Raw genomic sequence first — 24899 nt, 5'->3', positions numbered from 1 at the left:
AGCGTGCTGCGGCCCCCGGACACCGTGGAGGTGTGTCCGGGGGCCGCGGTCCATGGGGGCGTCAGCCGAGGGTCGCGCCGTACGCGTCGAGGGCCGGCCGCACCGGCTGGTAGTACGTCACCTTCGGCCCGCTCAGCAGGCCGCAGTTGCCGCTGCCGCCCGAGAGGAGCCCCAGCGCCTTGGGGCCGTCGAAGAGGGGACCGCCGCTGTCGCCGGGCTCGGCGCAGACGTCGGTCTGGATCAGCCCTCTGACCTGCCCCTGCTCATAGTTGACCGTGGCGTCGAGGCCGGTGACCTTACCGCTGTGCAGCCCGGTGGTGTAACCGCTGCGCTGGACCGCCTCGCCGACGGACGCCGTGCCGGCCGAAGTGATGCGCTGTGACGAGCCGTTGTGGAGCCGCACGGTGCCCGGGGCGTCGGTGGTCGCGGTGTAGCCGGCGATGGCGTGGTCGCTGCCGGGGAACGTCGACGCCTCGGTCCTGGCGATCTGCGGGCCGCCCCGCGTGGCGGCCCAGGTGGTCACGGCGTTGCCGCAGTGCCCTGCCGTGAGGAAGCCGTCGGGCTTGCCGGCCCGCTTGACGTTGAAGCCGAGCGAACAGCGGGCGGTGGGGCCCCAGACGGCGTCCCCGCCCTCGATGAACCGGGTGAGCCGGGTGGAGATCCTGCGCACCGTCACCGACTCCCCCAGGTCGGAGACGACCTTGTCGAGCCGCGCCCGCTTCGCGCCGGTGACGGTGGGGTCGGCGGTGACGACGACCCGGTTGACTCTGGGGTCCTGCACCCAGGCGGTGCCGGGAATGGCGGCCCGCTCGTTGAGCGCCAGCAGGGCCGAGTCGAGCCGGGCCTGGGTGAACCGGGCACGCTGGGGTCGCGCGCCCGCCGCGCGGACGATGTTCTCGGCGGTCCGGTCGATGACGTTGACGACGAGGGCGCCGGCGCCCTCGTCGTAGTACGAACCGGCGGCGGAGCCCTGGAGCCGGTCGGCGAGCGACGCGGCGAGCCGCTGGGCGGAGACCGGGGACAGGGGCGAGAGCGTCGCGGGGACCGGCCCGGCAGCGGCCTGGACCTGCTGCGGGGCCAGGGACACGGCGGTGAGGGCGGCGACCGCCACGCCGGTCAGAACAGCCCGCACGGACACCCGAAAGGACTTCAACTCGGCACCTCCAGTGGGGGGTTGGGCCCGCACTGAAGGCTGCGGGCCCGGAGGACGAACGACACAGCCGCACCCCCGATAGGAGGTCGCGTCCATGCCAAGTTGGTCCGTCGAGTGTCCCGATCGGGCAAGGGAGTGCACAAGGGCGACTTCCAGTCGCGCGCATGGTCATGCGTACGCCCCCCTCGTACGCGGCACGCCATTACCGGACTACGCCCTGGTCCCCACATGCCGGACGGGCTGGATAATCCAGCCCGTCCGGCATGTGGGGCCACCGTGGCCGACGCGCCCCAGGGGATTCACCCCGGGGAAAGAGCCGCTAGGCGTGTCCGATACTCGCCTCGTCCTCCCCGGATTCCGTACCGGCGGGCGTGGTGGCGGGCGCGGGCGCGGGCGCCGCACCCTCCGCGCCGGTCTGCGCCGCGCGCTCCAGGAAGCGCAGCAACTCCACGGGGAAGGGCAGCACCAGCGTGGAGTTCTTCTCCGCCGCGACCGCCACGATGGTCTGCAGCAGCCTCAGCTGGAGCGCCGACGGCTGCTCCGACATCGTCTGCGCGGCCTCGGCCAGCTTCTTCGAGGCCAGCAGCTCGGCGTCCGCGTTGATGACCCGGGCCCGGCGCTCCCGCTCGGCCTCCGCCTGCCGCGACATCGACCGCTTCATCGTCTCCGGCAGCGAGACGTCCTTGATCTCCACCCGGTCGATGTGCACGCCCCAGCCCACGGCGGGGCTGTCGAGCATCAGCTCGAGACCCTGGTTGAGCTTCTCCCGGTTGGAGAGCAGATCGTCCAGGTCGCTCTTGCCGATGATCGAGCGCAGCGAGGTCTGGGCCATCTGGGAGACCGCGAAGCGGTAGTCCTCCACCTGGATGACGGCCTCGGCCGGGTCGACCACCTTGAAATAGACGACCGCGTCGACCCGCACGGTCACGTTGTCCCGGGTGATGCCCTCCTGGGCGGGCACCGGCATGGTGACGATCTGCATGTTCACCTTCCGCAGCCGGTCCACACCCGGAACGATCATGGTGAATCCCGGCTGCCGGATCTGGGAGCGCAGCCGTCCCAGTCGCAGCACCACTCCGCGCTCGTACTGCTTGACCACCCGGGCCGCCGCCGCCAGGTACACGGCACCGGTCGATGCGACGGCCACTGCTGCCACCACGAGGTCTTCGACCATCACGGCCCCCTGCGTTGCACGTCAGGCGATACGTCCACGGTATGCCCGCGGGTGAGCGTGGTCGAGCCCCCGGCCCCGCTGGGGGGCCGGGGGCCTTGTGCTGCTGGCCGCAGGCGTGGGGAAGGGCGGAGCGCGCTCGCGGTCAGACGCCGGGGACGGTCACCGTGGGGATCAGAAGATGCTCACCCCGTAAGCGCTCAGCGCCTTGGTGACGGGCTGGAAGAAGGTCGTGCCGCCGGAGCGGCAGTTGCCGCTGCCGCCGGAGGTCAGGCCCAGGGCGGTGGAGCCGGCGAAGAGGGCGCCGCCGCTGTCGCCGGGCTCGGCGCACACGGTGGTCTTGATCAGGCCGCGGACGACCTGGCCGTTGCCGTAGTTGACGGTGGCGTTCAGACCGGTGACCTTGCCGCTCTTCAGCCCGGTCGTGGAGCCGCTGCGCTGGACGCTCTGGCCGACGGTGGCGTTGCCCGCGCCGGTGATGCGCTGCGAGCTGCCGTTGTAGAGGTTGACCGCGCTGGGGTGGGGGATGGAGGTGTTGTCGTACCGCACGATGCCGTAGTCGTTGCCCGGGAAGCTGGTCCCGGTGGTGGGGCCGACGCTGGTGGTGTGGGCGGCGTTGGCGTAGTACGCCGGTTTGCCCTCGGTGCAGTGGCCCGCGGTCAGGAAGTAGTAGGTGCCGCCCTTGCGCACGTTGAACCCCACCGAGCAGCGCCAGCTGGGGGCGTAGACGGCGTCGCCGCCGGCCAGGAGCTTGCGGAAGGTGCCGGGGGTGCGCTCGACGCGCAGCGCCGAGGCGGCCGGTCCGGCCTGGCGTCTGATGTTGGCTATGGCGGCCTCGGAGACGCTCTCGTCGGCGGTCACCACGAGCGTGTTCGTCCGCTGGTCGACGACCCAGGCCGTGCCGGCGACGTCCGCCGACTCCACTGCCGTGTTCACGGCGGCCAGCCGCGCTGCCGAGTGCGCGGCCGCCGAGGCGTCCTGGGCGTGGGAGTCGGTGGCGGTGAGGCCGGACGCGGCCACGACGGCCACGAGGCCGGAGGCCACCGTGGCGGCCCGGGCCCGTCTGGCGATACCGCTGCGGGGGGTGGTGCGCTTGATCCTCACGTAGTTCCTCCCGAGTGGGGTCGGGGGCCCGGGTGCGCGGACCCGTGAGGCGCAGCCAAAAGGACACCACGGTTCCACTTTCGCCGTGCCCCTGACAAGCGCTGCTCGGGAGTATTCGGGCCCCGCGCCGCACGGCGCAAGAGCACCTTTCGGACGCGCCCCCGGCGCACGCCAAGGAGCCCCGACGGCTCCCGGGCCGCCGGGGCCGCGTCGGAGGCGGTCCCGCTCGCCGCTTCGACGCGTCAGCGCGTGCGGAGGTTCCGCTCCCCCGCCGGGACGTCGAAGGGCAGCCTGTTGCCCGGCGGCGGGAAGGGGCAGATGAAGTGGTCGGCGAAGGCGCACGGCGGCAGCACCGCGCGGTTGAAGTCGACGCTCACGGTGCCGTCGGCCGCCGGCGGCGGGGGCTTGAGGAAGCGGAAGCGGTAGCTGGAGACGCCGCTGGTGCCGTCGGCGAACACGGCCCACATCGCCCCGTCCGCCTCCGCCGAGACCCGCAGCGCGTACTCCTCGCCGCCGATGCCGAAGGCCAGTTCACCGGCGAGGTGCAGGCCGCGGGTGAGCCCGTCGGCGTTCTCCACCGCGACCGTGCGGTCCCGCTCGTACGGGCGGAACACGCCGGGCAGCACCCAGCGCTCGTCGTGGTCGAAGGCGTCGATGCCGGCGAACGCCCGGCGGCCGGCGGAATCCGGGTCGAAGACGCGGACCGCCCACAGCCCTTCGCGGCGCATGACCAGCAGCTTGCGACGGCCGTGCGCGACGCGGGCGGCGGCCGGCCCGCTGTCGGGGGTCAGCAGCGCCTCCCCCTCCAGCGGCCGCCCGTCCAGGACCAGCCCGTCCGCGGGCCCGGCGCTCAGCAGCACGCCCCCGGGACGCACAATCCAGCGCCCGGGGATGGCCGGAACCCGACCGTCCGGGGCGCTGCCGAGCCAGTACGTACCGGTGAGCGCGAGCGGCCCGTAGGGGGCCGAAACCTCCTCGGTGCGCTGCTCGCGCCACGCCTCCCACTGCTGCCGCGCCTCACTGGTGCTCATGCCGGCCCACCCTGCCACACGGGCAGCGCCGACCCGAGGAACTCAGCAGCCGCAGTCGCAACCACAGTCGCAGCCGTCACAACAACCGCCGCCGTCGCCACCTTCACCACCCTCACCGGAGCTTCCGCAGCACTTGCAGCATTGACCACAGTCGGCACAATCGCCGCAGCAGTCACAGAACTTGGCGCACCAGCCCTCGCGCGGCTGCCCGTTCCACGGGTCCTGATACGGGTCCCGGCAGCACACCTGGCCGGTGCAGAACAGCCCGGTCCACACGGCGCAACCGGCGATCAGCCCACGCCGCCGGCCACCGCGGGGCGGCCCCGGCGGTGCGGGCGGCGGCGGCATCGGGGGCGCGCCGTACGGACCGTACGAGCCTTCCGGCCCCTGCCCGCCGCGGGGTTCGTGGCCCCCGTGCGTCGCACAACCTCCCGTGGCGAACGCGCGGTCGACGGAACGTTCCAGCTCGTGCGCCAGCAGGATGTGCGCCAGCCTGCCCTGCGCCTTGCTCGCGAAGGCGACCTCGCGCAGCGCCAGCCGCACGCCGTGCACCGCGTCGTCGCACAGCCGCCGCACCTCGGTGAGTTCGGTGCCCGTGGCGGCGATCGGGTTCCAGGCCCCGGTCCGGGCGTCCTCGTCCAGATCCTCGACGGCGTCCAGCAGATGGGCGAGGCGCCCGAAGAGCCGGCCCGCCTCCTCCAGCGGCGCCCGGTTGGCGGGCCGCCCGGCCAGAACGGCCGTATGACCGAAGGCGGCCGCGGTGGCCGTCTCGGTGGGCTCGGTCACCTCCAGCAGCGACGTGCCCGTCCCGGCCAGCGCCTCGATCCCGGCCTGCCGTTCGACGGCGTCGACCAGAACGGCCGTGTCGAAGCCCAGTTCCGATCCCGTACGGGCGCCCGCCCGGTCCCACGTGGCGGCCACCCTGCGCGCCGCCGCCGCGACCGGGCGGCGCGCCAACAGCCCGTCGCCGTCGGCGACATGGTCGCGCATCTTCGCGGACGCCAGTACGAGCGATACCGAAGCGGCCAACCGGGCGCCCTCGCCCTGCGCCACCGGCGCGGAACGCATCCCGCGCAACGGGCAGGGCCCCGCCGTGCGCCGCCAGGAGCCGGCGTCCTCGCCGCGCGACGACTGCGCCTCGACGAGCACTGATATGACCAGCCCGTCATAGTTGGTGGCTATTCGAGCAAACTGCCCGTGATCGCCCTTCAGTGCCAGGCAAAGGCCGCAGAGATGGGCCATCCACTCGGTTCGCATGCTCTCGGACAGCCGATGACGGCATGGCCTGATGATCCCGAACAAAACGTGCCCCCGTGTGTGGTGTCGATGTGCCCGGGCATCCTATTCACCGGGGACAATCGAGCTGGGCCGGAGCCCGCTCCCTGAGAACCATGCCGCATATGCCCAGGTCCAGCGCCTGCGGCCAACCACCAGGGGTTTCTGACGCATCGCCACCCGCTTTGCACCAGATGCGTCACGAAATCCCCGCATGGCCGCCATCCACTTGGCACATCATCCGCATCATGGACGACCATAGAGGAGCGGGCGGAACACACCGCGTGTGAGAGGAGGCGTCCATGGGATCGGTGCGCAAGGCGAGTGCCTGGCTTGGCCTCGTCGACGACAGCGATGACGAGCGCTACTACGGCGGCTACGAAGAGGACTCGGACGAAGGGCCCGAGCCCGGCGACTCCTGGGTGACCAACCCGAAGGTGCGTGTGGCCGACGAGGTCGCGCAGGAACAGGGCACCCGCATCGCCACGGTCACCCCGGACGGCTTCCGGGACGCCCGGGGCATCGGCGAGCTGTTCCGGGCGGGCGTCCCGGTGATCGTCAACCTCACCAGCATGGAGCCCAGCGACGCCAAGCGCGTCGTGGACTTCGCGGCCGGCCTGACCTTCGGCCTGCGCGGCTCGATCGAGCGGGTGGCCAACCGCGTCTTCCTGCTCACCCCGGCCGACTACAAGGTCGTCAGCGGCGAGCAGCCCGGCCGCGCGAACGGCGGCTTCTTCAACCAGAGCTGATCCCCCCGGCAGCGCCAGGGGGTCCGGGGGCGGGGCACGCCCCCGGAGGGCCGAGCGGGCGGGGCTTACCGGAACGCGTCGAGACCGGTGAGCGCCTTGCCCAGCACCAGCTGGTGCATCTCCACGGTGCCCTCGTACGTCAGCACCGATTCCAGATTCGTCGCATGCCGCATCACGGGGTACTCCAGCGAGATCCCGTTGGCCCCGAGGATCGTACGGGCCGTACGGCAGATCTCGATCGCCTCCCGCACATTGTTCAGCTTCCCGAAGCTCACCTGTTCCGGCCGCAGCCGGCCCGCGTCCAGCCGCCGCCCCAGATGGTGGGCGAGCAGAACCCCCTTGTGCAGCTCCACCGCCATGTCGGCCAGCTTGGCCTGCGTCAGCTGGAAGCCACCGATGGGCCTGCCGAACTGCTCCCGCGTCCGCGCGTAGTCGAGCGCCGCCTCGAAGCAGGTACGGGCCGCGCCCATCGCACCCCAGACGATGCCGTACCGCGCGTGGTTCAGACAGCCCAGCGGCCCGCGCAGCCCGACGGCCTCCGGCAGCACGGCGTCGGCGGGCAGCCGCACCTCGTCCAGGACCAGTTCGCTGGTGACCGAGGCGCGCAGCGACCACTTGTGCCCGATCTCGGGGGCCGAGAAGCCGGGGCTGCCGGCGGGCACGAGGAATCCCCTGATCCCGCCGTCGGTCTGCGCCCAGACGACGGCCACCCCGGCCACCGAGCCATTGGTGATCCACATCTTGCGCCCGGTCAGCACCCAGTCGCCGCCGGCGTCGCGCTTGGCGTACGTGCGCATGCCCGCGGGGTCCGAGCCGTGATCGGGCTCGGTCAGGCCGAAGCAGCCGATGATCTCACCGGCCGCCATCCCCGGCAGCCAGCGCTGCTTCTGCTCCTCGGAGCCGAAGCGGTGGATGGCGTACATCGCGAGGGAGCCCTGCACGGAGACGAGGGAGCGGATGCCGGAGTCGGCGGCCTCCACCTCCAGGCACGCCAGCCCGTACTGGACCGCGCTCGCCCCGGCGCAGCCGTAGCCGGTGAGCTGCATGCCGAGGGCTCCCAGGGAGCCGAGCTCACGGGCGAGTTCACGGACGACGGGCAGCTCGCCGCTCTCGTACCACTGGGCGATGTGGGGCAGCACGCGGTCCGCCGCCCAGGCGCGCATGGTCTGCCGTACCGCGCGGTCCTCGTCGGTCAGGAGATCGTCGATGCCGAGCGGATCATGCGGGTCGAACACGTCAGCCTCCGGCCGGGCGCGGGTGATCATCGGTCACCACCGACGCTACGGCCGGGTAACCCCCGGCGTCCAGACCCGGCCGGGGCCGCTGCGGTGCCGGCTCAGGCCGCGGGCACCCCGCCCGGCGCGGGCACCGACACCGGAACGGGGTCGGTGCCGTCCGCGTCGGCCGCGACGCGCGGCAGGCGCAGGGCCGCCAGGCCGCCCAGCAGGAGCAGTCCGGCGCTGACGGCCAACGTGACGTGCAGGCCGTGGACGAAGGAGTCGCGTGCCGCGGCCCGCAGGGCCGCACCGGCGGGGCCACCGAGCCGGTCGGCGACGTCGTACGCCTCCCCCAGCGAGTGCCTCGCCGCGGCCCCCGCCGCGCTCGGTACCCCCGGCACCGCGGCCACGCCGGGTGCGTACGCGGCGTTCATGACGCTGCCGAGCAGGGCGATGCCGATGCCGGCACCGAGCTGGTAGGAGGTCTCGCCGATCGCCGCGGCGCCGCCCGCGCACTTCGCGGGGGCCTCGCTCAGCATGGACTCGTACGCCCCGAAGAGCGTGGTCTCCAGGCCGAAGCCGAGCAGCACGAAGCCCGCGATGAGGGCGGCCGGCCGGTCCTCGCGGCCCATGACGGTCAGGGAGAGCACCGCCATCGCCGTCAGCACGAATCCGGCCGCGACCATGGTGCGTGGCCCGAAGCGGTGCAGCACCCGGGAGCCGGCCAGGCCCGCCGCCATCGCGGCGAGCGTGAGCGGCAGCAGCCGCAGGCCCGTCTCCAGCGGGGTGAGGCCGAGCACGAGCTGCAGATACTGCGCGGCGACGAGCTCCAGCCCGACCAGTGCCAGCATGGCCAGCACGATGCAGCCCACGGACGTGCCGAACGCGGGCCGGCTGAACATCGCCAGGTCGACCAGCGGGTGCTTGCGCCGGCGCTGCCGCCGCACGAAGAGGATGATCAGGGCGGCCCCGAGCGCCGCCGGGACGACCGTGCCCAGGGCGAGCGGGTCGGCGCTGCCGACCCGCTTGACGCCGTAGACGACGCCGAACAGCCCGAACGCCGCCATCAGCGCGCCGAGCACGTCCCACGGGCCGTCGCGGTCGCCGGTCGACTCGGGCAGCACCCAGCGTCCGATGGGGAGGCTGACCGCCATCAGCGGAATGTTGATGAGGAAGACCGAGCCCCACCAGAAGTGCTCCAGCAGGAAGCCGCCGAGCAGCGGTCCGACGGCCGCGCCCACCGCGGCCACCGCGCTCCAGACGCCGATGGCCACCGCGCGCTCCCGGCGGTCGGGGAAGACCTGCCGGAGGATGGACAGCGTCGCCGGCATGATCATCGCACCGCCGACGCCGAGCAGGGCCCGGGCGGCGATCAGGACCTCGGGCGCCGTCGCGAAGGCGGCCAGCGCCGAGGCCACGCCGAAGAGCGCGTAGCCGAACAGCAGCACGCGGCGGCGGCCGACGCGGTCGCCGAGGGTGCCGAAGAGGATGAGCAGGGAGGCGCAGACGAGGGGGTAGACGTCGACGATCCACAGCAGCTGTATCGCGCCCGGCCGCAGGTCCTCGGTCACGGCCGGCACGGCGACGTGCAGCACGGTGGCGTCGACGGCGACGAGGAGCAGGCTGACGCAGAGGACGACGAGCACGGCCCAGCGGTTCGCACCCGCGGTGCCGTACCCGTCCGCGCGGCGCGGCCGTGGCCGCTGCCGGGGAACGCCGACCGGCCGTCGGGGGCCGGCGGTGGTCGTCCCGGACATCCACACACCTCCGTGTCATGCGCTCGCGGCCGCCGCGGGCCTGGAAACTGTGGGGCCCCGGCGGAGTCGAGGGGCGAGTGAGTCGACAGAGTACGCGAGTCCCGCCGGAAGCCACGTGGCCCGCCTCACGTCACGGGGCTGGGACAATCGACCGGTGACCGATCTCGCTACCCCCTCCGGCATAGCCCCCGGCGCGGCCACCCTGCCCCATGGCCGCGCCGCGCTGCGCCGCGCCGCGCCCGCCCTGCTGCTGTTCGCGGCGGTGCGCGCGCTGGGCATCGTGGCACTCGCCCTGTGGGGGCTGGCGGACGGCAAGGGGGCGCGACACCTTCTCTCGGCGCGCTGGGACTCCATCTGGTACGCCCGCATCGCCGAGCAGGGGTACGGCCACACCCTCCACCTCCCGGGTGGCAAGGTCCACTCCGACATGGCGTTCTTCCCCCTGCTGCCCTGGCTGGAGCGGCTGCTGTCGGCCGTCTTCCCGCTGTCGGCACCCGACGCGGGACTGGTGGTCTCGGCCGTCGCGTCACTGTGCGCGGCGTGGGGCATCTTCGCCGTCGGCGACCACCTGTACGGGCGGCGGGCGGGTGTGGCGCTCGTGGTGCTGTGGGCGGCGCTGCCGGTCGGCGTGGTGCAGTCGATGGCGTACTCGGAGTCCCTCTTCACGGCGCTGGCGGCGTGGAGCCTGTACTGCCTGCTCACCGGGGGCTGGGTGGCGGCGGGGACGTTCGCCGCGCTGGCCGGGCTGACCCGGCCGGTGGGAGCGGCGGTGGTCGCGGCCGTGTGGATCACGGCGGCGGTGGCCCTGCTGCGGGCGCGCCGCCGGCCCGCGGCGGAACGTCCGCCGCCGGCGCGGGTGCTGCTCGGGGTGGCGCTGGCGCCCCTGGGCTGGCTGGCGTACTTCGCCTGGGTCGGATCGCGCACCGGCAGCGTCACCGGCTATCTCGACGTGCAGGGCGGCTGGGGCAACGGTTTCGACGGCGGGCTGGCCTTCGCCTCCTTCATCGGGGAGCGGCTGGCGGGCCCGGCGTTCTGGGCGGGCCTGGGCCTGCTGGCCGGCGTCGCCCTGGTACTCGTGCTGTACCGGGCCGGGGTGCGGCAGGGGCAGCCGCTGCCGCTGCTGGTCTTCACCGGCACGGTGGTGCTGCTGGCGCTCACCGCCAAGGGGTACTTCGGCTCCAAGCCGCGGCTGATGATGCCCGCCTTCCCACTGCTGCTGCCCCTGGCGGCGGCCCTGGCCCGGCTACGCACGGTACGCGCGGTGTCGGTGGTGACGGTCGTCGCACTTGCGTCGGCCGTCTACGGCGCGTTCTGGCTGCATGGCTCCGGACCCCCATGATCATATTTTCGGGGCGCGCGGCGGGCCGGCGGGAAACGCCGCGAAACCCCTCGGCCAATCGCCGATAAACGCCTTCGTACGGAATGGAATTAAAGCGGTCCGGACCATTGTCCGGGGGCGCTGACGATTCCTTGGGTGTTTCTTGTTCCGGCGTTTCAAACCTGAGCCCCCGCCACGATTGAGACGCATTCCACATCACATCGTCATCACAAAGAGGCCCGAACGGCCTAAGCCTCCCGTCACGCAATGTAACGTCGATTGAGTGCGTACCGATGACGAGCTCGTCCCCGTGGAGGAGCACCCGACCAAGCCCGTGCGGCCGCGGATGACCCGTACCCGCCTGGGGATCTTTGTCGCGACCTCCGTGGTCTACGCGGCGATCGTGGTCGGCGTGGTCACCACGTCCTGGCCGGTGCGGTTCGACTGGCAGGTCATGCTCTTCCGGCCGTACAAGCAGTGGCCGGAGATCCATGCCTTCCTCGACTACTTCGTGGTCCTGGGCCAGCGCGGCCCGACCGCGGTGGCCGTGGCGGCCTGGCTGGGCTGGTGCACGTACAAGCACAAGACCCTGCGCCCGCTGCTGGTGCTGGGCACGTCGTTGCTGCTGCTCAACGTGACGGTGGGCGCCGCCAAGCTCGGCATGGGCCGGCTCGGGCCGCACTACGCGACCACCGTCGGCTCGAACGAGATGTTCGCCGGCGGTGACATATTCCCCTCCGGCCACACCGCCAACGCCGTGGTGACCTGGGGCGTCCTCGCCTATCTGGCCACCACGCCGCGCGCCCGCCGGATCGCCTCGGTGGCCGCCGCGATGCTGGCGCTCGGCGTGGGCATGACGACGGTCTACCTGGGCACGCACTGGATGAGCGATGTGACCCTGGGCTGGACCGCGGGCCTGCTGGTGCTGCTGGTCCTGCCCTGGTTCGAGCCGCTGATGGCCCGCACCGACGCCTGGCTGCTGGGCCTTTGGCAGCGGCTGCGCGGGCGCCGCACGCTCGCCCCGGTCACCGTGCCGGTGGCCGCCTCCGTCCCGCTGGGCGCGCCGCGCGGCCCGGTCGACGACGAACTGCCCGTCCGCGAGCCGGTGGCGGCGGGCAGCCGCCCGGGCGCCGGCGCCTCGGTCCGCGTCCCCGACGGCAGACCGCACCTGGCGCCGCGGCCGCACACCGCCCGCTCGGAGCGGACACCGGTCACTCCCACCGGCAGCCGCCGGCCCCCGCACGCCGACCGCCTGCCCCGCACCTCGCCGCTGGGCCCGGGCGCCGGCCGCGGCCGCGCCGCCGGGAACTGACGGCCCCACCGATCCACGCGAGAAGGCGGCCCCGGAACATCCGGGGCCGCCTTCCTGTGTGTGCGGGCCGTCCGCCGGGTCAGCCCTTCCAGCAGCGCTCCACGACGCCGTCGCGGACCTCGAAGTTCAGCCGGCCGACCCGGTACTCCATGGTGATGACCGCGCCGTGCGGCAGGACCCGTACGTCCGTCCAGCCGAGGGCCCGCGCGCGGACGGCGGCCGCTTCCTCGGGCAGGCCGAGGTAGGCCCCGGGGTCGTCGTCGGGCTCGCTGGGCAGGTGGGGAAGAGGTGCCATGACAGCCACCGTAGGCGGCGCCGCGCGGCGGCGGAAGCCGGGGCGTACCGGGCGCCCGGACCCACCCGGTCCGCCACTGGTCACACTTGTGTCACAGAAGACCCGCCGGGGTTTGGCCCGGAAGACCCCACCCGCGCAAGCCCTCCGCTTTCTTCCCAGAGCTTGCGCTAAACCTGTGCGCCGAATTAACCGAGCCGTTCCGGAACGCTCCCGCTAACCCCGCCCGCGGCACCCTGAATTACCGGGCCCGGGGCCGCACCGATATGGAGCCGCTGAGCTCCGTCATTGATCCCGGGCCGAATTGAGCGACGTCCCGCGCCGGGAGCCGGGTGTACGCGGAATATAAAGTTCCGGCACCTCACTCGCTGTCCGCGGGCCCCGCTTCGCCCCGGGGCCGGGGAGGCACCCTCGCGCGGTGACCTTCCGGCGGAGCATCATGGCGGTGCCCGAGAGAGCGCGTGGGCACCAGGAGCCCATGTGAGCCGACAGCGAGGGGGCACGGATGGGGACCGGGACCGCGCAGGCCACCGCAGCGGATCCGGCCGGAGCCCGGCGGCCCGGCCGGATCATCGTGGACTGGCTGACGACCACCGACCACAAGAAGATCGGCCATCTCTACCTGATCACGTCGTTCGCCTTCTTCCTCGCCGCCGGCCTGCTCGCCATGCTGATGCGCGTCGAACTGGCCCGCCCGGGCCTGCAGCTGATGACCAACGAGCAGTTCAACGAGGCGTTCACCGCCCACGGCACGATCATGCTGCTGCTGTTCGCCACCCCGGCCTTCGCCGGCTTCGCCAACGCGATCATGCCGCTGCAGATCGGCTCGCCGGACGTGGCGTTCCCCCGGCTGAACATGTTCTCGTACTGGCTCTACCTCTTCGGCGGCCTCATCGTCGTGGCCAGCCTGCTGATGCCACAGGGCGGCGCCACCTTCGGCTGGACCGGCTACGCGCCGCTGAGCAGCATGGTCCGCTCACCCGGCATCGGCACCGACATGTGGATCATGGGGCTGGCCCTGTCCGGCTTCGGCACGATCCTCGGCGCGGTCAACTTCCTGACGACCATCATCGGCATGCGGGCACCGGGAATGACGATGTTCCGGATGCCGGTCTTCACCTGGAACGTGCTCTTCACCTCGATCCTGATCCTGCTGGCCTTCCCCGTGCTGGCCGCGGCCCTGCTCTGCCTCGAGGCGGACCGGCGGTTCGGCTCGGTGGTCTTCGACGCCGAGTGGGGCGGGGCGCTGCTGTGGCAGCACCTGTTCTGGTTCTTCGGCCACCCCGAGGTCTACATCATCGCCCTGCCGTTCTTCGGCATCATCACCGAGATCATCCCGGTGTTCTCCCGCAAGCCGATCTTCGGCTACCTGACGCTGGTCGCGGCCACCATGTCCATCACCGCCCTGTCCGTGGTCGTCTGGGCGCACCACATGTTCGCGACGGGCGCGGTGCTGCTGCCGTTCTTCTCCTTCATGTCGTTCCTGATCGCGGTGCCGACGGGGGTGAAGTTCTTCAACTGGATCGGCACGATGTGGAAGGGCTCGCTGTCCTTCGAGACACCGATGCTGTGGGCGGTGGGCTTCCTGGTGAGCTTCCTCTTCGGCGGGCTGACCGGGGTGATCCTCGCGTCGCCGCCGCTGGACTTCCACGTCACGGACACCTACTTCGTCGTCGCCCACTTCCACTACGTGGTGTTCGGGACGGTGGTGTTCGCGATGTTCGCGGGCTTCTACTTCTGGTGGCCGAAGTTCACCGGGAAGATGCTGGACGAGCGGCTGGGCAAGGTCCACTTCTGGACGCTGTTCGCCGGCTTCCACACCACGTTCCTCGTCCAGCACTGGCTGGGCGCCGAGGGCATGCCCCGCCGCTACTCCGACTACCTGGCGGCCGACGGCTTCACCGCCCTCAACACGCTCTCCAGCATCGGCGCGTTCCTGCTGGGCCTGTCGACCCTGCCGTTCTTCTACAACGTCTGGAAGACCGCGAAGTACGGCAAGAAGGTCGAGATCGACGACCCCTGGGGCTACGGCCGTTCCCTGGAGTGGGCGACCACCTGCCCGCCGCCGCGCCACAACTTCCTCACGCTCCCCCGCGTCCGCTCCGAGTCCCCGGCCTTCGACCTGCACCACCCGGAGGTGGAGACGCCGGCCCGGCCGCCCGCCGCGGCCGGGCCCACCGCGCGGTGACCGGGGGACACTACCGGGCGGCCGCCACCGGCGGGCGTTCGTCGATCCTGATCGAGAGGTCGTTGTCGACGGTGTAGTACGGGCTCACCCGGGCAGGGGCGTAGGAGGCGGCCACGGGCTTCGCCGGGTAGGTGAAGACCTGCTTCTTGTCGGCGACGTCGTCCAGGATGCGGGCGATGCGGACCGGCTGCGAGCCCTCCGGCCCGCGCAGCCACAGGTCCCACACATCGAGTCCGCCCCGCCACTCCTCGCACAGCTCGGCGTAGGAGAGGGCGAAGGTGAAGTCCTGGCCGTCGGCGGTGACCGGTGCGGTGCGCACCAGCTCGGGGGCGCGGCGGCAGCGGGCCTCGACGACGGCCCCGGCGAGCCACGCCCCGGGGTTCTCGACCCGGTAGAGGCTGCCGCGGCCGGTTATGCCGCTGTCCTCGACCTGCACGTCCCCCGCCTCGGCGTGCGGGGCGCGCAGCCAGCTGCGCAGCGAGAGGTTGCCGTGCTTGGTCGCGTACGGGATACGCACCGCCAGCGGCGAGGTGCTGGGCCCGGGCCTGCGGTCGACCAGGGAGCGCAGGTCGGCCAGGCCGGGCAGCAGGCGCTGCGGGGTGTCCTCGCCGCACGCCACATGGACGTCCCAGCGGCCCTCGGGGAGGGCCACGGTGCTGGGCAGGACGGCGCGCACCCGGCCGGCGCCGCTGGGCGCGAGCGGCAGGCGGACCTCGTCGGCGCCGTCCGGCGCGTCGGGCGAGCCGCCGCGGCGGCGCAGCACGAGGGCCGCGGACCAGTGCGCGGCGGCGTCGGCACTGCCGGGGACGTCGAGGTCGAAGGTGAGTCCGCCCGCGGAGTCCGCGATGCAGTCGGCACTGGGGTTTCCCGCGCCGAAGGCCAGGGGAGGGGCAGACACGTCGGTGCACTCCTCGGAGGTGGTGGTCGAGCTCTCGGGCACGGTGGGCTGGTTCGGTGGCGTCACGCGGCACGCACCCTTCGCAGGGCGGAGCGGGAGAGGTCCTTGGCCTGGAAGGCGCTGCTGAGCAGGGCGCCACGGGTGCGGTGCAGCGAGCCGCGCAGGCTGCCGCGGGCCAGGAGGTCGGTGAAGAGGCTCTCGTAACGGCCGGCGATCCGGCCGGGGTCGAAGCGCGCCGAGCTCGCCAGGGCCTCGCGGCCCATGCGGGCGCGCAGTTCGTCGTCGTTGATGAGCTTCAGCAGCCCGGCGGCGACGGCGTCGGGCTTGCCGACGGGCACGAGCAGGCCGTCGACACCGTCGTTGATGATCTCCCCGGGGCCGTGCGGGCAGTCGGTGGAGACCACCGGCACCCCGCAGCGCATCGCCTCCACGATGGTCATGCCGAAGGACTCCAGGCTGGAGGTGACCGCGCCGATGGAGCCCTTGACCCACTCGGGGTCCAGCGGCGTGGCCGGGCCCATGAGCAGGACGTGGTTGTACAGGCCGTGCTTGTCGATGAGCGCCCGCAGCTTGGCGCGCTCGGCACCGGCGCCGTAGATCCGCAGCCGCCAGTCGGGGCGCTCGGCGACGACCTTCGCGAAGGCGCGGATGAGGACGTCGTAGCGCTTGGCGGGGGCGAGCCGGCCGGCGGCGATCACCCACTTGCCGCTGCCGTCGGCGGGCTCGAGCGCCGGCGCGGGCACGCCGTTGGGCACGGCCTCGACGCGTACGCCCGGCAGCCGCATCAGCTTGCGGTAGGTCTCGGCGTCGGCCTCGGTGACGGTGGTGACGGCGTCCAGGCGCGGGTAGTGGGTGCGCAGCGTCAGCTTCAGGCGTGGGGAGTGGGTGCCGAGCGTCAGGTGCTCCTGGCCGACGCGGACCGGGCCGCGGCGGGCCTGCTGGGCGATGTGGACGTTCAGCCCGGGGCGGGTGCCGACGACCACGTCGCAGTCCAGGCCCCGCAGATGCTCGGCGATCCGCCGGTCGGTGAGGGCGCTGTACTGCTTGTACCGGCCCTCGGTGGCCGGGAAGACCGACGCCGGGCGCTGGTAGTCGGGGTCCTCGCCCTCGTAGCCGGGGCTGTTCTTGCGCAGATCCACCAGATGGCGCAGCCGGATCTTGGGGCTGGGGGTGAAGACCGGCTCCTGGCGGTGACGGAAGACGGAAACGATCTCCACGTCGTGCTGCTCGGCGAGGATGCCGGCCAGGTTGTACGTGGTGCGGATCGTGCCGCCGATGCCGTACGCGTTGTGAATCAGGAATGAGATGTGCATTCGTCCCCATGCAGCCGGTATGCCGCGGACAGTCCTGGTAGCCCGCCTCCACTGAGAGGTTAGACCGTGGGGCGCCCCGGCGGGTTGGCCTTGATCACCAAGTCGTTCTTCAACAGATGGCGAATCGGTAGCGGATCCGGGAACTTTTCCGGGGCGTGACCCAGGCCATGGATCGTCCGTTGTCTCCTTACGAGCCGGGTTCCGCCCTGCTCACACCGCGTAGCGATCCGCAGTGCTTGTCTACCGAGTGTCACACCAAGTTTTCGAGGAGACCCCGTGCCGCGCATGCTCGATGTCAGCGACGAGGTACGCGCCGAGATCGGCGCCGAGGAAGCGGAGCGACTGCTGGGCGGCGACAGCGCCCCGGGGCTCTACGACTGCACCTCCTGCCGCACCCCCGGCCACACCGAGAAGGAGCGCACCAGCACGGTGCTGTTCGTCGGGGACGAGACGGCCGTGCTGGCCTTCGCCCACGCCGCCTGCATCCCCTCCCAGGTGGTCCCGGTCTCCGAGGAGCAGTTGCAGGGGGCCGTGCGCTCCATCACCGGCGAGGGCGAGCCGGAGGTTCCGCTGCAGGCCGAGCTGGGGGTGACGAGCGGTCTGGTGCTGGTCGGCGGCGCCGTGCAGCCGGCGCTGGTGGTCGAGCCGCTGGGGCCGATCGCCCGCCCGGGCACCACGGGACCGGTCGACGTCTTCCTGGATCTGCTCACCGAGCAGGGCTTCACGCCCGTCGCCGACGTCGACCAGGCGCCGCCGCCGCTCGCGGGCTGGTCGGTGCTGGTGGCCATGGGCAAGCTGCACGCGGTCATGCAGCCGCCGGCCCAGGGCACCACCCCCCAGGCCTGGTGGCAGGCGCACCAGGCGATGCAGGTCGCCGACGAGTGGCGGGCGGCGGTCAACAAGACGCGGCAGGTGCTGGTCTTCTGTGCCCCGGTCGGGACGATCGGGGCACAGCCGCGTGAGGACCTGCTGCGCGAGGCCCTGGACCGGGCGGCCGCCTCCGGCCGGCTGGTAGGGGCGGCCATGCCGCTGGCGGGCACATGAGCGGCGACCTGCGCCCCGTCGTACACCCCGCGGGCATGCTCCCGGCGGGCCATTCGCGCCCGGGGCCGCATCCGACGGGCCTCGAGGTCGTTGGCAGGGATGTGTACTCATACGAACCCGCAGCCCGGACCTCGTACCCGAACCACATTCCCGGCATGCGGCCACCCCGCGATGCCTCCACGGAGAGTCACCCCGCCTCGGTCACCCCGATCTACGACGCTCTCTGCTCCGAGTACCGCCGTTCCTTCCGGGCCCTGCCCGGGGACCGCTCGGGCGAGGAGGATCTGCGGTTCAAGGCCTTCGGCCCGCACCAGGGCGGGTACGGCTACGCCGGGCAGCTGACGGGGCAGTCCGCCTACCCGGGGCAATCGGGGTACAACGCGGTGTGGGAGTCGTACCACGGACGCCAGCGCGGCAGCCAGCTGCCCGCGCTGCCACCCGCGCCGCGCGACGGCCGCTCACGCGGCTTCTAGCCGCCCGACCCGCTCCGCTCCAGCATGCGACGGAGCCCCGGACCCCGGTGGGATCCGGGGCTGCCCGGCGTTGTCCTGCGCCCTACTTCTTGCGCCCGCGCTTCTCGCGCACCCGCACCGACAGATGGATCGGGGTGCCCTCGAAGCCGAACTCCTCGCGCAGGCGGCGCTCGATGAAGCGGCGGTAGCCGGCCTCGATGAAGCCGGAGGCGAAGAGCACGAAGCGCGGGGGCTTGGTGCCGGCCTGGGTGCCGAAGAGGATGCGGGGCTGCTTGCCGCCCCGGATCGGGTGCGGGTGGGCCGCGACGAGCTCGCCGAGGAAGGCGTTCAGCCGACCGGTCGGCACCCGCGTCTCCCAGCCCGCCAGGGCCGTCTCGATCGCCGGGACCAGCTTCTCCATGTGGCGGCCGGTACGCGCCGAGACGTTGACCCGCGGCGCCCACGCGACCTGCTGCAGCTCGGTCTCGATCTCGCGCTCGAGGTAGTAGCGGCGCTCCTCGTCGAGCGTGTCCCACTTGTTGAACGCGATGACCATCGCACGCCCGGCCTCGACGGCCATGGTGATGATGCGCTGGTCCTGGACCGAGATGGTCTCGCTCGCGTCGATGAGGATGACGGCGACCTCGGCCTTCTCCACCGCCGCCGCGGTGCGCAGGGAGGCGTAGTAGTCCGCGCCCTCCTGCAGGTGCACGCGCTTGCGGATGCCGGCGGTGTCGACGAACTTCCAGGTCGTGCCGCCCAGCTCGATCAGCTCGTCGACCGGGTCGCGCGTGGTGCCGGCCAGCTCGTTGACGACGACCCGCTCCTCGCCCGCGACCTTGTTCAGCAGGGAGGACTTGCCGACGTTCGGACGGCCGATCAGCGCGATGCGGCGCGGGCCGCCGGGGGCGGTCCCGAAGGTCTGGGCCGGGGCCTCGGGCAGCGCGTTGAGCACCTCGTCGAGCATGTCGCCCGTGCCGCGGCCGTGCAGCGCGGAGACCGGCATCGGCTCGCCGAGCCCGAGCGACCACAGCGCGGTGGCGTCGGCCTCGCCGGACTGGCCGTCGACCTTGTTGGCGCACAGCACGACGGGCTTGCCCGCGCGGCGCAGCAGCTTGACGACGGCCTCGTCGGTGTCGGTGGCGCCGACCGTGGCGTCCACGACGAAGACCACCGCGTCGGCGGCCTCGATCGCGTACTCCGCCTGGGCGGCGACGGACGCGTCGAGCCCGAGGACGTCCTGCTCCCAGCCGCCGGTGTCGACGACCTTGAAGCGGCGGCCGGCCCACTCGGCCTCGTAGGTGACGCGGTCGCGGGTGACGCCGGGCTTGTCCTGGACGACGGCCTCGCGGCGGCCGATGATGCGGTTCACCAGCGTCGACTTGCCGACGTTGGGGCGGCCGACGACGGCGAGCACCGGCAGCGGGCCGTGGCCGGCGGCGGCGAGCTCGCTCTCGACCTCCTCGGCGTCGAAGCCCTCCTGCGCCGCGAGCTCCATGAACTCCGCGTACTCGGCGTCGCCAAGCTCACCGTGCTCGTCGCCGGAGTGGATCTGGTCGTTCATGAAGTCAATTCCCTGCTTTTGAAGTGCTTCGTCATCCGGCGGACCGCTCGTGCGGGCCACCACTGAAAGTCTCGTCGGTCGTACGACCGGTCAGCCGCCTGGCTTCCGCCAGGTGTGCGGCCAGCCGCTGCTGGACCCGGGTCGCGGCCGCGTCCAGCGCCGTGCGGGTCCGCTTCCCGCTGCCGTCGCCCGCCTCGAACGGGTCCCCGAAGACCACGTCGATGCGGCTGCGCAGCGGGGGCAGCCCGGGGACCAGCCGGCCCCGGTCGCGGGCGCTGCCCAGCACCGCCACCGGCACGATCGGCGCCCCCGACCGTACGGCGAAGTAGGCCAGCCCGGCGCGCAGCGACGAGAAGTCGCCCTCGCCCCGGGTGCCCTCGGGGAAGATCCCCAGGACGTGGCCGCGCTCCAGCACGGCCAGCGCGTCGCTGATGGCGGCCCGGTCGGCGCTCTCGCGGTCCACCTTGAGCTGGCCGATCCCCCGCAGGAACGGGTCCAGCGGGCCGGTGAACGCCTCCCGCTTGATCAGGAAGTGCACCGGGCGGGGCGCGGTGCCCATCACCATGGGGCCGTCGATGTTGTGGGAGTGGTTGACGGCCAGGATGACCGGCCCCGCGGTGGGCACCCGCCAGGCGCCCAGGACGCGGGGCTTCCACAGCCCGTACATCAGCCCGATCCCGATCCGGCGGCCGACGGCGGCCCCGGCCTCGGTGCCGGTGACAGCTCCGCTCACGCCGCCCGCTTCTCCTCTACCAGGGTGACGACGCACTCGATGACCTGCTCCAGCGTCAGCTCGGTGGTGTCGACCTCGACCGCGTCGGCGGCCTTGGCGAGCGGGGAGGTCTTGCGGCCGGAGTCGGCCGCGTCCCGCTTGACCAGGGCGGCCTGTGTGGCGGCCAGGTCGCTCGCCTCCTTGCCCTTCAGCTCACCGTTGCGGCGGGCGGCGCGCGCCTCGGCCGAGGCGGTGAGGAAGATCTTGAGGTCGGCGTCCGGCAGCACCGTGGTGCCGATGTCCCGGCCCTCGACGACGATGCCGGCCGGCGCCTCGGCGGCGATCGCCCGCTGCAGCTCGGTCAGGCGCGTGCGCACCTCCGGCACCGCGCTGACGGCGCTGACCGCGGCGGTGACCTCCAGGGTGCGGATGGGCGCCGAGGCGTCCGCGCCGTCGACCGTGATGGTGGGCGCGGCCGGGTCGGTGCCGGAGATGATCTCCGGCTTGGCGGCGGCGTCGGCCACGGCCGCGGCGTCGTTGACGTCGATGCCGTTGTTCAGCATCCACCAGGTGATCGCCCGGTACTGGGCGCCGGTGTCCAGGTAGCGCAGGCCGAGCTTGGCGGCCACGGCCTTGGAGGTGCTGGACTTGCCCGTGCCGGAAGGGCCGTCGATGCCGACGATGACAGCTGCCGGGGCGGTCCGGGCGGCGGTTTCCACGGTGTCAGACACCTTCCTTGTGCACGGGGCGGAGAGTACGAGCCATATCAGGCTCACCCAAGGTTACTGGCTCACCGGACCGGCCCGCGCAGTCGTACGGTTCGGGCGGCTACTGGCGCACCGCCCAGCCGCGGTCCCGGAGCGTGGCGGTCAGCCCCGCCACGGCCGCCGGCTCGACCATCAGCTGGATCAGGCCGGCCTGCTGGCCGGTGGCGTGCTCGATGCGTACGTCCTCGATGTTGACGCCCGCCCGGCCCGCGTCGGCGAAGATGCGGGCCAGCTCGCCCGGCTGGTCGCCGATGAGGACGGTCACGCTCTCGTAGGCGGCCGGGGCGGCCCCGTGCTTGCCGGGGACCCTGGAGCGGCCGGCGTTGCCGCGCCGCAGGACGGCCTCGATGCCGGCCGCGCCGCCCAGGCGCTTGTCCTCGTCGGCGGAGTCCAGGGCGCGCAGGGCCCGCACGGTCCCGTCGAGGTCGGCGGCGACGGCGGCGAGGACGTCGGCGACCGGTCCGGGGTTGGCGGAGAGGATGTCGATCCACATGCGGGGGTCGGAGGCCGCGATGCGGGTGACGTCGCGGATGCCCTGGCCGCACAGGCGCACGGCCGTCTCGTCGGCCTCCTGCAGCCGGGCGGCGACCATGCTGGAGATCAGCTGGGGGGTGTGCGAGACGAGGGCGACGGCCCGGTCGTGGGCGTCGGCGTCCATGACGACGGGCACCGCCCGGCACAGGGCGACCAGCTCGAGGGCGAGGTTGAGGACCTCGGTGTCGGTGGCGGGGGTGGGGGTGAGCACCCAGGGCCGGCCCTCGAAGAGGTCCGCGGTGGCCGCCATGGGCCCGGAGCGCTCGCGCCCGGCCATCGGGTGCGTGCCCAGGTAGCCGCTGAGGTCGCAGCCGAGTTCCTCAAGCTCGCGGCGCGGGCCGCCCTTGACGCTGGCGACGTCCAGATAGGCGCGGGCCAGGTCGTCCCGGATCGCCTCGGCGAGGGTCGTGGCGACGTGCGCGGGCGGTACGGCGACGATCGCGAGGTCCACGCGTCCCTCGGGCGCCTGGTCCGTGCCGGCGCCGCGGGCGGCGGCCGTACGGGCCTGGGCGGGGTCGTGGTCCATGAGGTGCACCTGGACGCCGCGACCGGCCAGTGCGAGGGCGGCGGACGTGCCGATCAGTCCGGTTCCGATGACAAGGGCGGTTCTCACGTCCCCAGCCTAGTCAGCCCGCCGCCCGGGACGGGCGGGGCCCTCGTCGGGTAGAACCGTGGTCATGATCTTTCACGTGGTGCCCCTGGACGACTGGCTGACCGTGCCCGACCGCCCCTACTCCCCCGCGTCGCTCGCGGAGGAGGGCTTCGTCCACTGCTCCCCCGACGAGGCCACCACGCTCGCCGTGGCCACCGCGTTCTACCGCGAGGTGCCCGGCCCGCTGATGGCCCTGCTGATCGACGAGCACAAGCTGGACGTGATGGTGCGCTGGGAGGCCGCCGTGCCGGCGCCGCCGCCGGGGGTGGCGCCGGGCACCTTGTTCCCGCACGTCTTCGGCAGGATCACCCGTGACGCGGTGGAGGGGATGATGGAGATCCAGCGCGACGAGGAGGGCCGGGCGACGGGGCTGGCGGTGTGGTCGTAGCCTGCGGGGGCGCCGCGGCCTGCGCGGCGCCCCCGCCCCGTGGCCGGAGGTGACTAGAGGTCGACCTCGCGCATCAGCATGCCGACCTCGGTGTTGGTCAGGCGGCGCAGCCAGCCGGACTTCTGGTCGCCCAGGGGGATCGGGCCGAAGCTGGTGCGGACCAGCTTCTCGACCGGGAAGCCGGCCTCGGCGAGCATGCGGCGCACGATGTGCTTGCGGCCCTCGTGGAGGGTCACCTCGACGAGGTAGTTCTTGCCGGTCTGCTGGATGACCCGGAAGTTGTCGGCGCGGGCCCAGCCGTCCTCCAGCTGGATGCCGCTCTTGAGCTGCTTGCCGATGTCGCGCGGCAGCGGGCCCGTGATGGCGGCCAGGTACGTCTTCTGCACGCCGTACTTGGGGTGCGTGAGGCGGTGGGCCAGCTCACCGTGGTTGGTGAGCAGGATGATGCCCTCGGTCTCGGTGTCGAGGCGGCCGACGTGGAAGAGCCGGGTGTCGCGGTTGGTGACGTAGTCGCCGAGGCACTGGCGGCCGTCGGGGTCCTCCATGGTGGAGACGACGCCGGCCGGCTTGTTGAGCGCGAAGAACAGGTACGACTGGGTGGCGACCGTCAGGCCGTCGACCTTGATCTCGTCCTTCTCCGGGTCCACGCGCAGGCCCTGCTCGGTGACGATCTCGCCGTTGACCTCGACGCGCGCCATCTCGATGAGCTCTTCGCAGGCACGCCGCGAGCCCATGCCGGCCCGGGCCAGCACCTTCTGCAGGCGCTCGCCCTCCTGCTCGGCGCCGGGGAAGGTCTTGGGGGTCTTCACCTGCGGCTTGTTGTGCCGCTCCCGGTTGCGCTCCTCGATCTTGGCGTCGAGCTCGCGCGGACGGGCGGGGGCGTAGCCGTGGCCGCGGGCGGGCCCGCTGCTGCGGCCGCCGGAGCCGGCCGTGGAGCCGCGCCTGGGGCCGCCCTTGGCACCGCCGCGGGCCGCCGCGCCCCGGCCGCTGGTGGGGCCGCCGGTGCGGCCGCTGGTGGCGCCGCCGCGGGTGCGCTCGGCGTCGGGGCCCACGTCGTAGCGACGCTCCTCGGGGCGCGGACGGCGCGGACGCTCCTGCTGGCGGTCGTCACGCCGGTCGTCGCGCCGGTCCCCGCCGCGGCCGCCGTCGTAACGCCCGCCCTCGGAGCGGCCGCCGTAGCTGCCGCCGCCGGAGCGGCCACCGCCGCTGTAGCTCCCGCTGGAGCGGCCGCCGCCCTCGGGGCGTCCGCCGCCGGAACGGCCGCCACCCGCGCGCCCGCCCCCGGACGCCGGACGGGAGGCTCCTGCCCGGCCGCCCCGGTCGTCCCGGTTGCCGCTTCCGCTGTTCCTGCCGCTGCTTCGCATCAAAGTTCCGTCTTGTCGTCTGCGTCGGTGTCCGGTGCGTCCGGATCGAACGACGGCACACCTTCCTGAGTGTCGCCCTCGATCGCTTCCGCCTCGGGGAGGAAGGGGGCGAGCTCCGGGAGCTCGTCCAGGCCGCGCAGGCCCATGCGCTCCAGAAAGTAATTCGTCGTCCTGTACAGGATCGCACCTGTTTCGGGTTCCGTCCCCGCCTCCTCCACCAGACCGCGCTGGAGGAGGGTGCGCATGACCCCGTCGCAGTTCACGCCGCGTACGGCCGAGACCCGGGAACGGCTGACCGGCTGACGGTACGCGACCACGGCCAGGGTCTCCAGCGCGGCCTGGGTGAGCCGGGCCTGCTGCCCGTCGAGGACGAAGGCCTCGACGGCGTCGGCGTACTCGGCGCGGGTGAAGAATCTCCAGCCGCCGGCCACGTGCCGCAGGTCGAAGCCGCGGCCCTGGGCCGTGTACTCGTCGGACAGCTCGCGCAGCGCCCGCGCGAGCTCGCGGCGGGGGCGGTCCAGGACCTTGGCGAGGTGCTCCTCCGTGGCGGGCTCGTCGACGACCATGAGCACGGCCTCCAGGGCCGGCTTGAGATCGAGCCGCGCGAGGGCCATGACCCCCGCGGGAGCCGCGTCGTTTTCGCG

The 24899-nt window shown here is 72.8% G+C and carries 23 protein-coding genes; 7 read left to right on the top strand and 16 right to left on the bottom strand.

Annotated features, from left to right (window positions below; translation table 11 throughout):
• Positions 1–61: 61 nt before the first annotated feature.
• From ABZ956_RS21900 to ABZ956_RS21880, 5 genes are all read right to left on the bottom strand, one after another.
• Positions 62–1153 (bottom strand): S1 family peptidase, encoded by a 1092-nt coding sequence (locus tag ABZ956_RS21900; protein ID WP_361896102.1) that lies wholly within the window; start codon positions 1151–1153, stop codon positions 62–64.
• A gap of 319 nt (positions 1154–1472) precedes the next feature.
• Positions 1473–2327, bottom strand: a complete 855-nt coding sequence (locus ABZ956_RS21895) for a slipin family protein (protein ID WP_361896099.1) — start codon at positions 2325–2327, stop codon at positions 1473–1475.
• Positions 2328–2498: 171 nt separating this feature from the next.
• Positions 2499–3428, bottom strand: coding sequence for a S1 family peptidase (locus ABZ956_RS21890; protein ID WP_361896096.1), 930 nt, complete (start codon positions 3426–3428; stop codon positions 2499–2501).
• Between the two features lie 242 nt (positions 3429–3670).
• Positions 3671–4459 carry a DUF1684 domain-containing protein gene (locus ABZ956_RS21885; protein WP_361896093.1) on the bottom strand — a complete coding sequence of 263 codons (789 nt, stop codon included), beginning with the start codon at positions 4457–4459 and terminating at the stop codon, positions 3671–3673.
• Between the two features lie 42 nt (positions 4460–4501).
• The gene (locus tag ABZ956_RS21880) at positions 4502–5761 is read right to left on the bottom strand and encodes a DUF5685 family protein (protein ID WP_361896090.1); all 1260 of its coding nucleotides are present in this window, start codon (positions 5759–5761) and stop codon (positions 4502–4504) included.
• A 275-nt stretch (positions 5762–6036) separates the two neighbouring features.
• Between ABZ956_RS21880 and sepF the strand changes: the two genes are divergently transcribed.
• Positions 6037–6483 carry a cell division protein SepF gene (sepF, locus tag ABZ956_RS21875; RefSeq protein WP_361896087.1) on the top strand — a complete coding sequence of 149 codons (447 nt, stop codon included), beginning with the start codon at positions 6037–6039 and terminating at the stop codon, positions 6481–6483.
• 65 nt (positions 6484–6548) lie between these two features.
• Here the strand turns inward: sepF and ABZ956_RS21870 are convergent, their stop codons facing one another.
• Both ABZ956_RS21870 and ABZ956_RS21865 read right to left on the bottom strand, forming a co-directional pair.
• Positions 6549–7748: an acyl-CoA dehydrogenase family protein gene (locus tag ABZ956_RS21870; RefSeq protein ID WP_361896084.1), complete on the bottom strand. Its 1200-nt coding sequence runs from the start codon at positions 7746–7748 to the stop codon at positions 6549–6551.
• A 71-nt stretch (positions 7749–7819) separates the two neighbouring features.
• Positions 7820–9457, bottom strand: coding sequence for an MFS transporter (locus tag ABZ956_RS21865; protein WP_361896081.1), 1638 nt, complete (start codon positions 9455–9457; stop codon positions 7820–7822).
• 154 nt (positions 9458–9611) lie between these two features.
• On the opposite strand from ABZ956_RS21865, the gene ABZ956_RS21860 reads away from it, so the two are divergent.
• Entirely contained in the window at positions 9612–10796 is a 1185-nt protein-coding gene (locus tag ABZ956_RS21860) for a glycosyltransferase family 39 protein (RefSeq protein ID WP_361896078.1), read from the top strand.
• A gap of 262 nt (positions 10797–11058) precedes the next feature.
• A complete protein-coding gene (locus ABZ956_RS21855; protein ID WP_361896076.1) occupies positions 11059–12087 on the top strand; it encodes a phosphatase PAP2 family protein in 1029 nt (342 codons plus the stop codon).
• Between the two features lie 79 nt (positions 12088–12166).
• Here ABZ956_RS21855 and ABZ956_RS21850 read toward each other — a convergent pair whose 3' ends face one another.
• The gene (locus ABZ956_RS21850) at positions 12167–12382 is read right to left on the bottom strand and encodes a proteinase inhibitor I78 (protein ID WP_361896073.1); all 216 of its coding nucleotides are present in this window, start codon (positions 12380–12382) and stop codon (positions 12167–12169) included.
• A gap of 502 nt (positions 12383–12884) precedes the next feature.
• Between ABZ956_RS21850 and ctaD the strand changes: the two genes are divergently transcribed.
• On the top strand, positions 12885–14567 hold the full coding sequence (gene ctaD, locus ABZ956_RS21845) for a cytochrome c oxidase subunit I (protein WP_361896070.1): 1683 nt from the start codon (positions 12885–12887) through the stop codon (positions 14565–14567).
• Positions 14568–14577: 10 nt separating this feature from the next.
• Here ctaD and ABZ956_RS21840 read toward each other — a convergent pair whose 3' ends face one another.
• Both ABZ956_RS21840 and ABZ956_RS21835 read right to left on the bottom strand, forming a co-directional pair.
• Positions 14578–15450 (bottom strand): hypothetical protein, encoded by an 873-nt coding sequence (locus tag ABZ956_RS21840; RefSeq protein WP_361896396.1) that lies wholly within the window; start codon positions 15448–15450, stop codon positions 14578–14580.
• A gap of 77 nt (positions 15451–15527) precedes the next feature.
• Positions 15528–16778 carry a glycosyltransferase family 4 protein gene (locus ABZ956_RS21835; protein ID WP_361896067.1) on the bottom strand — a complete coding sequence of 417 codons (1251 nt, stop codon included), beginning with the start codon at positions 16776–16778 and terminating at the stop codon, positions 15528–15530.
• Between the two features lie 276 nt (positions 16779–17054).
• Between ABZ956_RS21835 and ABZ956_RS21830 the strand changes: the two genes are divergently transcribed.
• Together ABZ956_RS21830 and ABZ956_RS21825 are read left to right on the top strand one after the other, a co-directional pair.
• Positions 17055–17822, top strand: a complete 768-nt coding sequence (locus ABZ956_RS21830; protein ID WP_361896064.1) for a hypothetical protein — start codon at positions 17055–17057, stop codon at positions 17820–17822.
• A 155-nt stretch (positions 17823–17977) separates the two neighbouring features.
• Positions 17978–18295 carry a hypothetical protein gene (locus ABZ956_RS21825; protein WP_361896062.1) on the top strand — a complete coding sequence of 106 codons (318 nt, stop codon included), beginning with the start codon at positions 17978–17980 and terminating at the stop codon, positions 18293–18295.
• An 82-nt stretch (positions 18296–18377) separates the two neighbouring features.
• Here ABZ956_RS21825 and der read toward each other — a convergent pair whose 3' ends face one another.
• The 4 genes from der to ABZ956_RS21805 all read right to left on the bottom strand — a co-directional run bounded on the left by der (position 18378) and on the right by ABZ956_RS21805 (position 22464).
• The gene (gene der / locus ABZ956_RS21820) at positions 18378–19838 is read right to left on the bottom strand and encodes a ribosome biogenesis GTPase Der (RefSeq protein ID WP_361896059.1); all 1461 of its coding nucleotides are present in this window, start codon (positions 19836–19838) and stop codon (positions 18378–18380) included.
• A gap of 31 nt (positions 19839–19869) precedes the next feature.
• Positions 19870–20505, bottom strand: a complete 636-nt coding sequence (locus ABZ956_RS21815) for a lysophospholipid acyltransferase family protein (protein WP_361896393.1) — start codon at positions 20503–20505, stop codon at positions 19870–19872.
• A 62-nt stretch (positions 20506–20567) separates the two neighbouring features.
• On the bottom strand, positions 20568–21281 hold the full coding sequence (gene cmk, locus ABZ956_RS21810; RefSeq protein WP_361896056.1) for a (d)CMP kinase: 714 nt from the start codon (positions 21279–21281) through the stop codon (positions 20568–20570).
• A gap of 97 nt (positions 21282–21378) precedes the next feature.
• Positions 21379–22464 carry a prephenate dehydrogenase gene (locus ABZ956_RS21805; RefSeq protein WP_361896054.1) on the bottom strand — a complete coding sequence of 362 codons (1086 nt, stop codon included), beginning with the start codon at positions 22462–22464 and terminating at the stop codon, positions 21379–21381.
• Between the two features lie 64 nt (positions 22465–22528).
• On the opposite strand from ABZ956_RS21805, the gene ABZ956_RS21800 reads away from it, so the two are divergent.
• Positions 22529–22891 (top strand): DUF952 domain-containing protein, encoded by a 363-nt coding sequence (locus ABZ956_RS21800; protein WP_361896051.1) that lies wholly within the window; start codon positions 22529–22531, stop codon positions 22889–22891.
• A gap of 53 nt (positions 22892–22944) precedes the next feature.
• Here ABZ956_RS21800 and ABZ956_RS21795 read toward each other — a convergent pair whose 3' ends face one another.
• Entirely contained in the window at positions 22945–24255 is a 1311-nt protein-coding gene (locus ABZ956_RS21795; protein ID WP_361896048.1) for a pseudouridine synthase, read from the bottom strand.
• A complete protein-coding gene (gene scpB / locus ABZ956_RS21790) occupies positions 24255–24869 on the bottom strand; it encodes an SMC-Scp complex subunit ScpB (RefSeq protein WP_361896390.1) in 615 nt (204 codons plus the stop codon). The genes ABZ956_RS21795 and scpB overlap by 1 nt, the downstream gene beginning before the upstream one ends.
• Between the last annotated feature and the right edge of the window lie 30 nt (positions 24870–24899).

It is taken from the genome of Streptomyces sp. NPDC046261 (genome assembly GCF_040646235.1).
Lineage (GTDB): Bacteria > Actinomycetota > Actinomycetes > Streptomycetales > Streptomycetaceae > Streptomyces.
The sequence above is the reverse complement of the archived record's forward strand: the minus strand, read 5'-3'. Positions and strand labels throughout refer to the sequence as shown.